The sequence below is a fragment of the Bradyrhizobium sp. CCBAU 51765 genome, from assembly GCF_015291725.1.
In the GTDB taxonomy this organism is placed as follows: domain Bacteria; phylum Pseudomonadota; class Alphaproteobacteria; order Rhizobiales; family Xanthobacteraceae; genus Bradyrhizobium; species Bradyrhizobium liaoningense.
On the sequence record NZ_CP030038.1, the window covers coordinates 5,100,529 to 5,115,002 of the forward strand.

A 14,474-nucleotide genomic window follows, 5' to 3' on the forward strand; every position below is an offset into this window, starting at 1 on the left:
TCACTGCTCCGCTCCAACCAGTTCCCGGAGCTCTTCGGCGTCGAATTCCTGTTCGATCAGCCTGATCGACACGACACGCGCAAACGATGCCAGATCGGGATGAGCGAACAGATCCGAGACCGCGACCGATATACCGATCTCCTGCGAGACGCGGCTGAGCACCCGCACTGCGAGCAAGGAATGCCCACCAAGCTCGAAGAAGTGATCGTTACGTCCGATCTGATCGACACCGAGCAACTCCGCCCAGATCCTGGCCAGTGCGAGCTCGATCTCATCCTCGGGCTCTTCATAGGAGTGGCGCGTCAGCGCATCCTCGCCCCGCGCGGGCAGCGCCCGTCGATCGATCTTCCCATTCGGGGTGAGCGGCAGCTGCTCCAGCACCGTGACCGTCGACGGCACCATGTAATCAGGCAGAATGGCGGACAGTGCATCACGTAAATCGCGACCGTCGAGCGTGGGTTCACCGCTGGCATAGGCAAACAACTGGCGTCCGGTCCTGCCCTCGCCGGCCACCACGGCCGCCGCACGCACGCCGCGCTGCGCGAGCAGGCGCGCCTCGATTTCCCCGAGCTCGATGCGGAAGCCGCGGATCTTCACCTGCTGGTCGGCACGGCCGACATATTCGATCACGCCATCGTCGCGCCAGCGCGCGAGATCGCCGGTGCGATAGAGGCGCATGCCGCTATCGCCGAACGGATCGGGGACGAACCGTTCTGCGGTCAACGCTCCCCGGTTCAGGTAGCCGCGAGCCAGGCCTGCCCCGCCGATGAACAGCTCGCCGGTCACGCCGACCGGAACGATGTTGAGATCGGAATCGAGGATGTGCGCCGATCTCACGCCGACTGGCCGTCCGATCGGTGCGGGCTGGCCAGGCTTCAACGTCGTGTCGTCGATGATCCATGCGGTCGGGGCGATCACCGTCTCGGTCGGACCATAGGCGTTGACCAGAAGGTCGACATCGGCAACACCACGCAAGGCCTTGATCCCGACATCCGACCAGGCCTCGCCGCCGACGATACAGGCCCTGATCGCGAGCTTTCGCCCCTCCTGCCGCAACGCCGCGCTCAATTGATCCGCATAGGCCGGCGGAAGAAAGATCGAGGTCACCGCATGGCGCGCGAGCTCGCTGACGAGGTCGTCCACCAAGAGGCCGGGCTTCGAGGGCAGGACCAGCGACCCACCCGTCATCAGCGGCACCAGCCATCGCTCATGGGCGATATCGAAATTGATCGATGCCGTCTGGAACTCGCGATCGCGGGATGTCATCCGGTACAGCCGGCCGATTGCTTCGCAATGCATCGCAAGCGGTCCACGCGCGACAGCTACCCCCTTCGGCATTCCGGTCGATCCCGAGGTGTAGATGACATAGGCCAGGCTCTCGGGATGGACTTCGACGTCGAGATTGCCGCTGTCGCTGTCAATGGATGGCGATGGCTCATCAATGCAGAGCGCTTCGACCCCGGCTTCGCGTAGTACCGGCGCGAGCGGCTCCAGCAGCATGCCTTGCGTGAGAACCAATGTCGTACCGCTGTCACGCAACATATAGGCAAGCCGGTCGGACGGATAATCCGGATCGAGCGGCAAGTAAGCGCCGCCGGCCTTCAGAATCGCGAGCAGCGCAACTATCATGTCCGGGCTTCGGGTCAGCGCAACGCCGACCAGCCGATCCGGATCGAGGCTCCAGAGGCGAAGCCGCCGAGCAAGCGCGTTGGCACGCCCGTTCAACTCGCGATAGGCGATGCGCTGGTCGCCCCAGACAATGGCGACGGCGGACGGCGCTTGTGCGGCCTGCACTTCGATATGCGTCACGACGTCGGCACAGGAAGATGCCGAGGTCAGTTGCGCTGCGCCGCTCCAATCGAGAATTCGTCGAGCGTCTTCATCAGACGCCGATCGGAGGTCACCGAGCACGCGCTCCGCGTTCGCCACGATCCGCGCCAGCAGATCCTGCAGAATGTTGCGAATACGCAGGATATCCGCCTCGTCGAATTGGCGCGCGTCATAATTGAACTCGATATTCAGCCTGTCGCCTACGGCAAACACCGCCACTGCCAGCGCATAGTTCGTCGGCGTCACATGCGCCACACGACCAATCCGAGGGCCGCCCTCGCCGCCCCGCAGCAGTCCCTCGTCGATCGGATAATTCTCAAACACCAGGATGCTGTCGAACAGCGGCTGGCCGGCATGGCCGGCGAGGCGCTGGACCTCGTAGAGCGGCGTCCAGCCGTGCTCGCGCAGGGCCAGGTTCTGGTCCTGCAAGGCGCGCAGCCAATCGCCGACGATCGCCTCTGGGCTCGGCGCGTCGACGATGGGCAGCGTGTTGATGAAGAGGCCCACCATCTCGTCCGAGCCAGGCAGTTCGGCCGGACGACCCGAGATGGTCACACCGAAGCAGACAGCGGACTGCCCCGAATGTCTGCGCAACAACTGTGCCCACGCGCCCTGTATGAGCGTATTGAGCGTCACCCGTTCGTGCTTTGCGAACGACTTCAGCCGTTCGGTCAGCGCCGCATCCACGGCAAGGCCGATGCTGGCGTGGCCTTCGGCGCGAGACGTCTTGGTGGCCACCAGCGCATTCGCGAGCAGCGTCGGCGTCCCGAGCCCCGCCAGCACCTCGCGCCAGAATCTCTCGGAGCTTTCGTGATCACGGCTCCCTTGCCATGCAATGTAGTCACGATAGCTGCCCTGCACGGCCGGGAGCGATTCACCGCTCGCCTGCTGCAACACCTCCGCAACCAGCCGGGCCGAGCTCCAACCGTCGACGAAGATGTGATTATGGGTCCAGATCAGCCAGTGACGGTTCTCGTCGAGCCGTATCAGGCGAATGCGCTGGAGCGGCGGCTGCAGAATGTCAAAGCCTTTCTCCCGGTCGTGTCGGGATATCTCGGCGAGCGCTGCATCCAGCTCCGCAGGTGGGCTGTCGCGCCAGTCCTCCTCGACGAACGGCACGGTCACATGGCGATGCACCACCTGTTGCGACGCGCCTGACAGGTTCTGCCAGACAAACCCGGTCCGCAAGGCGGCATGCCGGTCGCTGATCGCCTGCCACGCAGCCCGCAGCTTGCCGGCATCGACACCGAACAACTCGAGCCCGACCTGGTTCACATAGGAGTCGTTGGCACCGTCGCGCAGCGTGTGGAACAACATGCCCTGCTGCATGGGCGAGAGCGGATAGATGTCTTCGACGCCGCGAAGGTTCAAGGTCGTAGCTAGCCGATCGAGGTCAGCCTGTGCGAGTCCGGACAATGGAACGTCCGATGGCGTGAGGCCGGCTGCTCCGTTGCAGCAGTGCGCGATCAATTCGCCCAACGCATCTTGATAATGCGCCGCCAGTCGCTCGATCCTGTCGTGCCGGTAGCGCTTGCGTCCGTAGTTGAAAGACACTTCAAGCCGGCCCTCGCGCACGAGGGCATTGATGTTCAGCCATCCGCGCATCGGCGCCGCGGCGCTGCGCGAAGGACCCGCGCTCTCGGGTGCGAAGGAGAAGCGATGTGTGGCGCCAACGCTCGCGTCGAAGCGGCCCAGATAGTTGAAGACGATCTGCGGCTCCGCCAGTCGCGCGAGGGCACGACGTTGCTGCTCGGAACCGAGATAGCGCAGCACGCCATGACCGAGCCCGCGATTTGGAATCGCGCGCAGCCTCTCCTTTACCTCCTTGATCAGCGACGCCTCGTCGAAGCCTGCATCTCTCAGCCGGACCGGAAATGCCGTCGTGAACCAGCCGACGGTACGGGATATATCAGCGCCTGGAAAAATATCCTCGCGGCCGTGGCCTTCGAGCTCCACCACCACCTCGTCGTGCTGGCTCCAGCGCGACACCGCTCGCACGAGACCCGCCAGCAGCAGGTCGTTGACCTGGGTCCGATAGGCGCCGGGCGCCCGTTCGAGCAGCCGCGCCGTCAACTCGGCATCGAACACCAATGACACTTCGCCGCCGTCACCGACGCGGTCGATTCCGCCATGGTCGTCGTCACATGGCAAGCGCGCACCGGCACCGCAATCCAGCCAATATGGCAGTTCGGCCGCGACCTCCGCGGTCGCCGCATAGGCACGCAGCCGCTCGCTCCACGAGCCGTAAGAATCGCTCTTCGGGGGCAGCGTGACGGGCCCACCCTGCCGCAGCTGGTCATAGGCCGACGCCAGGTCTTCGAGCAGGATGCGCCAGGACAGGCCGTCGACGACGAGATGATGAATCGCAAGCAGCAGTCGTTGACTGCCGTCCGCGAGGTTCATGCCGACCACGCGCAGCAGCGGTCCCGAAGACAGTGAGAGGCTCTCCTGCGCGGCGCGGGCGAGCCCGGCGATCTCCGCCGGGCCGCCGACGTGCGGGTGAATCCACAATAGTTCGGTGGACGCCGGCGGCCCCTGTTCCCCTTGCCAGACGCCATCCACCTGCCTGAACCTCAAACGCAACGCATCGTGATGCTCTACGATGGCAGCGAGCGCACGCCGCAGCGTGTCCCAATCGATCTGCATGTGTGGCAGCAGCAGAACCGCCTGATTCCAGTGATCCCGGTTGCCGATATCCTCGTCGAAGAAACGCATCTGGATCGGCATCAGGTGACGCATGCCGCGATCGGCATTGCCGCCAGCAGACGTCTTCGTGTCTGGCTTCTCTTTCTTCGCGCTCGTCCCTGTCGATATGACGGCGACGGTCGCCAATCCGGCAATCGTCTGCTGGCTGAAAATCTGCTTCGGCGTCAGCCGGATGCCGCGCTTCCGCAGGCGGGCGATGATCTGCAGGCTGAGGATGGAATCGCCACCGAGCTCGAAGAAATTGTCATTGCGGCCCACATGCTCACGACCGAGCACCTCGCACCATACCGCCGCGATCGCGACTTCAATATCTCCCGCGGGTGCGGCATAGCCGGCGTACACCCCGTCTTCCGCCGGTTCGGGCAAGGCGCGACGATCGACCTTTCCATTGGGCGTCAGCGGTAATCGCGCCAGCATGACGACGTGTGACGGCACCATATAGTCCGGCACGATCGCAAGAAGCTGTTGCTTGATCGTATCGGCCTGCAGACTGGCATCGCGCGATGGTACACAATAGGCAACCAGCTCCTGGCGATCGGCATTCGCCCCGATCGCGCGCGGGAGCACCACCGCATCATCGATGCCCGGCAGTGTCTTGATGACGCGCCCGATCTCTCCGAGCTCGATACGATAGCCACGCAACTTGATCTGATCATCGGTGCGGCCCAGGAATATCAGCTGGCCCGCGCCATCGCAGCGGACACGATCCCCGGTTCGATAGAGGCGCTCGCCTGCTGCCCCGAACGGATCCGGGACGAAACGTTCCGCAGTCAGACCGGCCGCGCCGCGATAGCCGCGCGCCAAGCCGGCGCCGCCGATATAGAGTTCGCCGGTAACGCCGATCGGTACTTCGTTCAGCGCTTCATCCAGGACATGGGCGCTCAGATTGGCAAGTGGCAGACCGATCGGAACCGGGTTGCTCTCGCGCTCGGCCGCGCATTCATGCGTTACCGCACCGACGGCCGTTTCCGTAGGCCCGTAGTGATTGAGAATCCGACATTCCGGACGCAAGCGATGGACTTCGTCCAGCAGCGCCCGGTCGCAAGACTCTCCGCCCAGAATGAGCGCCTCGCGGGGCAGAAGATCGGCCGACCGCGAGGCCTTCAACAGCCCTCGCAGATGGCTCGGCACGATCTTGAGAATGTCGACCTCGCCTTCGCGCATCGCTTGCGCGAACGCATCCGCGTCGAACACGGCGTCTGGAGACAGCAAATGCAGCGTCCCGCCGGACGCCAGCGCGCCGAACAGGACGGTGTGGCCGAGATCGGCCGCCACCGTCGACACCATCGCCATGCTCGCTGACGGACGCGGCTCCAGGCGTAGCAGCAGGGCCTGAACGTAATTGGCCAAGGCGCCATGCGAGATGCTGACGCCCTTCGGCGCGCCGGTCGATCCCGATGTATAGATGACGTAGGCGGTCTGCTCCGGATGAATGATCGTGGCGACCGGCAGGCCAGGGACCTCCCCGCGCGCGGCTTCGGCTTCTGAATCGAGCACTAGGCAATCAAGCCCACGCGCATCCCCGAGCTTCTCACCCGCCGACAGCACGATCTCGATACCGCCGTCCGCCAGGATGCGGCGGACGCGATCCATTGGCCATTTCGGGTCCAACGGGACGTAAGCGCCGCCGGCCTTGAGCACACCGAGCAAGGCGACGACAAAAGCCGGCGAGCGCTCGATCCACAGCGCGACCGGCGTCTCCCGCACCAAGCCCCTGGCGCTGAGCACCTGCGCGATACGGTTCGACCTGCGCTCGAGTTCCGCAAAGCTCAATTGCTCCCGGCCGCATCGGATGGCCGTGGCGGTCGATCGATCGGCGGTCGCCGCACGGTGAAGGCTGATGACATCGGTGAAGCCGAATGCGGCGGCCTTACTTGGGACGGCCTGCCGGTGCCCATCGTCAATGGCAAAGTCCGATATCCGCCGCTCGGCATTGTTGGCAATCTGCCGCAACATCGAACCGAACTGCGCCGCCAGCCGCCCGATGGTGGGACGATCGAACAGATCGGTGGCGTAGTTGAACGTGACCTTCATGCCGTCGGCGCTATCGATGACGTCGAGCGCGAGGTCGAAATGCGAACCCGCGAGATCGATGATGTCGATTTCGGCGGTGAGCCCTTCGACGCCGGCAAACCCGCCCGGCGCCGTCATGTAGTTGAACTTTGCCTGGAACAGCGGATTGTGGCCCCCGCTGCGTTCCGGCCTGAGGCCTTCAACCAGCATTTCAAAAGGAAGGTCCTGGTGCGACAATGCCTCGACCACCGCTTCCTTGACCTGCTGCAGCAGGCTCGGGAAGGTCGCGTCGGCTGCAATCTCAGCCCGCAGCACCAGCGTATTGACGAAACATCCGATCAAGCCCTCGAGCTGCGTGTGCCGGCGTCCTGCGATCGGCACGCCGACGCGCAGATCACTCTGTCCGGTGTAGCGATGGAGCAGCACCTGATATGCGCCGAGCAGTAGCATGAAGACGCTGACGCGCTGCTTGACAGAGATTCCCCGGAGTCGGGACGCAAGCGCGTCGTCAATGATAAGGCCGATCGTCTCGCCGGCATGGCTCTGGATGGCCGGGCGCGGCCGATCATGCGGTAACGCCAGGACGGGATGAACATCGCCGAGCTTCGCGCGCCAATACGCGAGCTGCCGCTCGGCCTCGCCTGCCGAGAGCCAGTTTCGCTGCCAAGCCGCAAAGTCGGCGTATTGAATCGCCGGAATCGGCGGCGCGCCTCCGCCCTGACCGATACCGCTGCGATAGAGCGCGGCCAGTTCGTCGAGCAGAACGTCGAGCGACCTGCCATCGACGATGATATGATGGGCGAGCAGCAGCAGCTCGTGCGCATCGTCCGCGAGCCGAAGCAACACCGCGCGCAACAGCGGACCATTCACTAGGTCGAACGGCTTGGCGAGCTCCGATCGCTTGAGACTTTCCGCGCGCTCGGCGCGTTCCCCTGCAGAATGGGAACGAAGATCCTCCTCCCGGATACCGATGCTCATGACATCGTGGATGAGCTGCGTTCCGCGGCCGTCGCTGGCTGTGAACGTGGTACGCAATATCTCGTGACGGCGGACGATCTCGCCGAGCGCGCGCGACAGGACGGCATGATCGAGCCATCCCTTCAGACGGATTGTACTTGCAACGGTGTAGGCGGTCCCGGCCGGGTCCATGTTCCAGAGGAACCAGAGCCGCTCCTGCGCGTGCGACAGCATCGCACGATCGGCCGAGGCAGCCCACGGGATCGGCGGCAGCGTCCGGCCGCCACCAGCGCCCGCCAGGCCATCGATACGGCCGGCGAAGGCCGCGAGCGTCGGCGCGTCGAAGAAGGTACGCAGCTCGACCTCCACGCTTAAGCGGTCGCGGATCGCCGCGGCAACCTGACCGGCTGCAATCGAATTTCCGCCGAGCACGAAGAAATCGTCCTCGCGATGCACTGCCGCGACACCAAGCGCATCGCACCAGATCGAGGCGACGGCGCGTTCGGTATCGGTCGTGGGCTTCGTCAAGGATACGCCGCCACGGCGACGCCCCCTCTCGAACACCATGAAGCTGTCGAGCGTATTGTCGGCGAGGCGTGCGGCGCAGGCCGAACGTTGCAGCTTGCCGCTCGTGGTCAGCGGCATTGCTTGCGGGTTCAGCAGAGCGATCACGGCCGGATATTCCTGCGCTTGCCGGAGGACCGCTTCGCCAATCGCATGTGCGAGCGCTTCCGGATCGCTGAGCCTGAGCACGGCGCGGCTGAACTCCGCCGCCACGCCGATGGCTTCACGCCCGTCCATTTCGACCGGAAAGACGGCAACCCGTCCGCTGCGGACAGTCTCGACGTCGGCTTCGATCGCCTGCTCGACGTCCGTCGGATAGACGTTCTGTCCGCGAATGATCAGCAGGTCTTTGAGGCGCCCGGCCACGACCAGCGCGCCATCACGAACGAAGCCGATGTCGCCGGTCCGCAGCCAGCGCACGTCGTTCCGCTCGACGAAGGCCTGGTGCGTGGCCTCGGGATTATTCCAGTAACCGAGCGCGACGCTGGGACCCGCGACCCAGATCTCACCCACCTCATTCGCCTCGGCCACGGCCGATCCGTCGACACGCATGATGCGTATGTCGTGGCCTGCGGCGGTTCGACCGCACGCCACGAGATCGGTGCCTGCGCTGGCGCTTGCGATACGACCTGCAGCGAGTTCCGCGGTGTCGAGCGTATAGCTAATGGTGTCAGCGGTGATGTCGCCGGCCGTGACCAGCAGCGTCGCTTCGGCGAGGCCATAGCAAGCAGTTAGCGCCCGTCGATTGAAGCCAGCCCGCGCGAACCGGTCACCGAACTTCTCGAGAGTGGTCCGGCGGACAAACTCCGAGCCCGAGAACGCGAATCTCCACCGGCTTAGGTCCAGCCGACTGATGGTCTCATCCGAGATGCGGTCGGCGCAGAGCGAGTACGCGAAATCGGGACCGCCGCTCAACGTGCCGCCGTGACGATCGATCGCCTCGAGCCAGCGGCGAGGCCGCTCCAGGAAATTCCGCGGTGACATCAGGACGCCGGTAAAACCGGTGAACAGTGGGTTCAGGAGCCCGCCGATCAATCCCATGTCGTGATAGAGGGGCAGCCAGCTCACAAAAGCGTCGTCCGGCGCGCCACCGGCAACCGCTTCAATGGCCCGCTCGTTGGCAACCAGATTGCCATGGGAAACACAAACGCCCTTTGGCTGTGAGGTCGACCCGGACGTATACTGGAGGAACGCGATCGCATCGGCCGCGGGCCTTGTCTCGCGCCAGTCCGCTGCAAGTTCGGACGGGATGGTATCCACCGTGACGATGTGCACGTCGTCCAATGCGGGCAGCGTTGCTTCGATGAGGCCGTGCAGGGCCGTCTCACCCAATATGAAGCGCGGCGCCGCATCCCGCAGGATGCCGTCGAGACGTCCTGCATAGCGCTCCGAGCCACCCTCCGGCGGATAGGCCGGAACGGCGATCACGCCCGCATACAGGCAGGCATAGAATGCCACGGCATAGTTGATCCCGCTCGGAAGCAGGATCACCGCCCGCTCGCCTGCGCCGCCCATCTGCTGCAACCACGCCGCAAGCGCCCTGATTCGAGCGTCGAGCGCGGCAAACGTCAGCTCATCGGCGACGTCGTCGCCTTCCAGGAAGCGCAACGCCACCTTCTCCGGTCGCAGGGTGGCGTGCTCCCGCAAGCGTTCGACGAGGTTGGCTCTGTCCATGTTTTCGAATCCCTGTCCGGCCGCGAGCCGGAAATCACCACCGACGATTGCCGTCGATCACCCTTGCCGATGAGCATCGGCCATGGCGACGATCACCTTGCGCGGCCCCTTGAACGGAGCACGCGCGTGCGCGGTGAGCATGTTGTCGAGCATCACGACGTCGCCGACTTGCCAGGGAAAGCTGATCTTGTGCTTCTCGAGAACGGCCCGGACCGATGACAGCGTCTCATCGTCGATGGCCGAACCATCGCCGTAGAAGACGTTGCGTGGCAGATCGGCTTCGTCATCGACCACGTCGAGCAGACTCTCGCGGACCTCAGGCTCGAGATTGGAGACGTGGAACAAATGTGCCTGGTTGAACCAGACCCACTCCCCCGTGAAGGGATGCTGCGCCGTACCCTGACAGATCTGGCGCGTACGGAGCTCGCCATCCTCCTTCCATTCGCATTCGATGTCGTGGCGAGCGCAGTAAGCCTCCACCTCCGATCTGGAGTCCGTGCCGAACACCTGTTGCCAATCGACGTCGAGGCCGTTGCCGTAGTTCCGCACATACATCACGCCCTTGTCGGCAAACCGTTCGCGAATGGCTGGCGGCATGTCTCGATAGATGGCTCGGCTGTCGGCGATCGGCGTCTCCCCGCCCTCCAGCGCCGGCTGCATGCAATAGAACCAGATCTTCATCGGCCAATCGCGGGTATAGGCCTGCTCGTTGTGCAGCGGAATATGCTGGTGCGGCGGGTATTCCGTCGAAGTGTAGACGCCCGAGGTCACCTGCGAACGCGGCGTCGATCCGAATTCGTATGTGAGCAGCGGGTGACCGAAATCGGCCGCGAAGGCCCGAAACGCATCGGGGCCATCCAGCGAGAAATTGCGGAACAGAATGCCGCCAGCATCGATCAGGTGCCTGCCTATCGTCTCGCGCAGCATGGGAAGTGCTTTGCCGAGCGGCTGCCCGGCCTCACCGGCCTTGAGCAGCAGAGGAAGAGTTCTGCCCTCAATGAGTGGCTGGACGGAGAACGTGCTCATGATCCTAGCTCCGATGCAGATCAATCGATCGCCCCGATCGCAGGGCCAACGCCGCACCGATCCGCTCGATCAGCTCGGCCTGCTGCGTGTGAATGAAGAAGTGACGGCCGGGCAGCACATCGAGCGTGAATGACGCGGAGGTCTCCCGCCGCCAGGTCTCGAGCGCTTCGCGGCCGGTCTCGTCGCCCGCTCCGGCAAAGACGTGCACGGGGCACGGCAGGGGACGACGCGGTCGATAGACATAGGCCCCGCACATCAGGAAGTCGGCGCGGAGCACCGGCAACGCAGATCGCATCAGCTCTGCGTTCGACAGCGCCTCGTCGGGCGTGCCCTGAAGATGGCGCAACTCCTGCTTCAGCGCATCGTCGCTCAACGGCTCGCGCCACCTGCTGCCGTCCCGAACCGCAGGCGCTTCCGCACCCGAGGCGAAGAGAACGGCCGGCGCAGCCGCGCCGCGATCGAGCAGGCCGTGTGCAAGTTCGAATGCGATCACGGCACCGAGGCTGTGACCGAACAGCGCGTAAGGCCCGTCGAGCTGGCCGCCGAGCTCGCCAGCGAGCTTCGCGGCCAATACATGCGGATCGGTAGCCAAAGGCTCATCCATGCGCGCGCCGCGCCCGGGCCACTCCACCGGCCTCACGTCGATCCACGATGGCAGCAGCCTGCGCCACCGCGCGTAGAACATGGCGCTGCCGCCGGAGTAAGGCAGACAAAGAAGCCGCATCGGAAGACCAGGCTCCGCCGACTACGCCGACCGCTGAGGCGTCGCGTCGTCCATGAACTTGCGCAGGCTGAGCGGGCGCATGTCGGTCCACACCTGCTCAATGTGGTCGAGGCATTCCTTTTTGCTGCCGATCTTCCCAACGGCCTTCCAGCCCGCCGGAATCGTCTTGAACGTCGGCCAGATGGAGTATTGCTCTTCGTGATTGATGACGACGGTGAATGTGACGTCGTCTCTGTCGAACACCATCATGGCGCGATCCCTTTCAGCGAGCGAAAGTAGAGACGTTTGACTAGGTCAGAAGCAGACGATGGTCAAAGCAATATCGACGCGACTTTTTTTAAGACCTCAAAACTGGCGACGCGGAGACACAATGCAACCTCCGCGCTTGCGCGCCAACGCGCGGGAAAATATCGAGATTTCAGGTCACGCCGCAGATTGCTGCAATTCTAACTGGACAAGCGGGAACTTTTCGGATGCGGCATGATCGCACGGTTTGTTGCGCGATCCTCGTCATCGCATTGTCATCAATTGCGTTGCTCATGTCGAAACAATGCCGCTGCGGATCGTCCGCGGCGGCATCGATTCCGACTCCAAGCCAGCGATTCAGAAATTGAACGTGGTGGACACCAGATAGGTCCGAGGCGCACCAAGTGTGATAACCCCGCTATATGCCGAGGCCCAGTAGGACTTGTTGCCCACGTTCTCGATATTGGCGCGCACGACGATCGGTTTTCCGTTCCAGGGGGACGTAAAGGTGTAGCGCGCCCCGATGTCGACACGTGTCCATTCGGGCAACGTCAGCGTATTCGTGACGTTGACGTATTGTGAGCCCGTATAGATCACCTTGCCCGTGAGCGTAAGACCCCGCACGAACGGCGTATCCCATTCCGCGCCCATGTTGACGTTGACCACGGGCACGCCGACCGCACTCTTTCCGTCGTTGATTCCGCCCTGCGTTTTCTCCTGCACACCATCAATCAGGGCGACGCCGCCGAGAATACGGATGTCGGGAGTGATCTCGCCGAACACGTTGAGCTCCGCACCCCGATTGCGCTGTCTGCCGTTGAGTTGCTGGGTCGCTGTAACGCCGGACGCCACCGAAATGATGCTCGGTTGACTGATGTCGAATACGCTCAAGGTTGTCGTGAATCGACCTGCGTCGATCTTCATGCCAACCTCGGCCTGCTTCGTCTGCGCCGGCGGAAACACGGTTCCAACGTTTGCAAACGCGCCGCTGACCACAACGGGGGTCTGGAGCCCTTCGATATAGTTCGCATAGAGCGCGACATTTTCCACCGGCTTGACGAGAACCGCGTAGGCGGGGCTCCAGACGGAGGCGTCTTGTTCCGGACGGCTCGATGCCGGTGTCACGAAGTTCGTCACTTCCGTTCCAGCTGTCTGACGGCGAACGCCAAGCGTGAGCTGAACGCGCTTGTCGAGGATCGACATCGTGTCGGATACGCCAACGCTAGACAGCGACACGCCAGTGGTCTGGTTGGCAGAAACCGTCGAGAAGTTCGGTTTCGCTATGTTTGTCGGCTCGGTGTAGAGATTCCAGAAGATCACATCCGCAAGAGCATTGTTCGAGCGGGTCCAGACCTTCTGATTGTAAGTCCGGTCGTTGATCGAATAGTTAACGTTCACTGCATGATTAACGGGGCCGGTATCCACCGTGGCCCGGACGCCAGCCTCGCCCGCGAGCGTCTCAAACGTTTCCTTCCCAGAGAAGGGACGCGACCACAAACCTCCCAACTGGGAAACACCCGGCGGAGACGTCACGGCCCCCGGCGCAAGATTGGAGATGTTGGGCGATGGATAAGCGTAGTTGATGTTGCTGTCGTGATAGCCGAACGCCCCATACGCGGTTATCCAGTCGGCGACATCCACTTCGCCTCTGGCTGTCGTAAAAAAGTCGGTCGGGGCATAGTAGGCCCACGGGACCTGGAAGTTCAGCCCGGCCTTCGGTGGCGAAGGAATGGTCGTCGTCGTGGCCGGGACATTGAAGAAGCGCAAGGGTGGATTCAGATTGTCGGCCTGGTAGCCGACATCGACTGCCGCGCGCACACGCTCCCCCCGATAATCTACGCCCAGAACCACATTGCCGAATTCGTCGGTTTGACGATTCCAGGGCGTGTTGCCGTTCGAGTAGGTGCTGTTGAGCCGGACACCCCACTCCTTGTGCTCACCGTAGCGACGGCTGACATCAATATTCTCGCCAAACTGCGATTTTGAAACGTAGGTTGCCGTAAGCTGCGTAATGTCGACGTCGGGCGCATGCTTGGTAATTAGATTGACGCTTCCGCCAACTGCACCGCCGCTGGCAACGCCAGTGCCGCCGGCCGTCATGCCATTGAGCAATGCGCTCGGCCCCTTCAGGACTTCGACACGCTCCACGAAATTCGCGCCCGAAGAATAGTATGGAGCAATTCCGTAGAGGCCGTTCAGTCCGTAGTCGCCACTGTCATAGTAGAAGCCGCGAATAAAGAGACTGTCCGCACCACCACCGGCTGCCTGAACGACTCTGACCGAGGGATCGTTGGCGAGAACGTCACGGATCGTGCGCGCTTGCTGGTTCTGTATCAGCTCCGCTGTGTAACTGGTCTGGTTGAACGGCGTGTTCATCACACCGCGATTGCCGAGAAGACCGAGACTTCCGCCGGTCGCGACCTGGCCGCCTGCATAGGCGGGGGGCACCGTGCCGAGCGTACCGGTCGAAGGCACCACGTAGGGAACAGGCGCGGCCTGGCGCGGAGCCGCCGCGGCGACGGATCTCTGTCCCCGCGATGCGCGGGTTGACTGGGATCTTTGAACCGACTGCCGTGCTCTCGGCTTGGGTGCATCGACGGTCACTGGCGGCAGGTTCGTTTGCGCAAACGCTTGCTGAAGGTCACCCGACGATTCCAGCGACAGCGCGAGATAGCTCACCGCTCCAAGCGATAGCGTACGCACAATTTTCTTGGCCGAGAGTTCACGCGTCATT

The 14,474-nt window shown here is 63.4% G+C and carries 5 protein-coding genes; all 5 read right to left on the reverse strand.

All coding sequences use genetic code 11. From position 1 onward, the window contains the following. Positions 1 to 9,744, reverse strand: a complete 9,744-nt coding sequence (locus XH96_RS24450) for a non-ribosomal peptide synthetase (protein ID WP_194388021.1) — start codon at positions 9,742 to 9,744, stop codon at positions 1 to 3. A 57-nt stretch (positions 9,745 to 9,801) separates the two neighbouring features. Then, positions 9,802 to 10,770, reverse strand: a complete 969-nt coding sequence (locus XH96_RS24455; protein ID WP_194388022.1) for a TauD/TfdA family dioxygenase — start codon at positions 10,768 to 10,770, stop codon at positions 9,802 to 9,804. A gap of 4 nt (positions 10,771 to 10,774) precedes the next feature. Further along, positions 10,775 to 11,494, reverse strand: a complete 720-nt coding sequence (locus XH96_RS24460) for a thioesterase II family protein (protein WP_194388023.1) — start codon at positions 11,492 to 11,494, stop codon at positions 10,775 to 10,777. A 21-nt stretch (positions 11,495 to 11,515) separates the two neighbouring features. Beyond that, positions 11,516 to 11,743 (reverse strand): MbtH family protein, encoded by a 228-nt coding sequence (locus XH96_RS24465; protein WP_194388024.1) that lies wholly within the window; start codon positions 11,741 to 11,743, stop codon positions 11,516 to 11,518. 354 nt (positions 11,744 to 12,097) lie between these two features. Beyond that, the gene (locus XH96_RS24470) at positions 12,098 to 14,473 is read right to left on the reverse strand and encodes a TonB-dependent siderophore receptor (RefSeq protein ID WP_194388025.1); all 2,376 of its coding nucleotides are present in this window, start codon (positions 14,471 to 14,473) and stop codon (positions 12,098 to 12,100) included. Between the last annotated feature and the right edge of the window lies 1 nt (position 14,474).

Bases quoted from the DNA above. Each gene is read 5' to 3' on its own strand.
- XH96_RS24465 (WP_194388024.1), bottom strand. From the start codon at position 11,743: ATGATGGTGTTCGACAGAGACGACGTCACATTCACCGTCGTCATCAAT.
- XH96_RS24460 (WP_194388023.1), bottom strand. From the start codon at position 11,494: ATGCGGCTTCTTTGTCTGCCTTACTCCGGCGGCAGCGCCATGTTCTAC.
- XH96_RS24470 (WP_194388025.1), bottom strand. From the start codon at position 14,473: ATGACGCGTGAACTCTCGGCCAAGAAAATTGTGCGTACGCTATCGCTT.
- XH96_RS24455 (WP_194388022.1), bottom strand. From the start codon at position 10,770: ATGAGCACGTTCTCCGTCCAGCCACTCATTGAGGGCAGAACTCTTCCT.
- XH96_RS24450 (WP_194388021.1), bottom strand. From the start codon at position 9,744: ATGGACAGAGCCAACCTCGTCGAACGCTTGCGGGAGCACGCCACCCTG.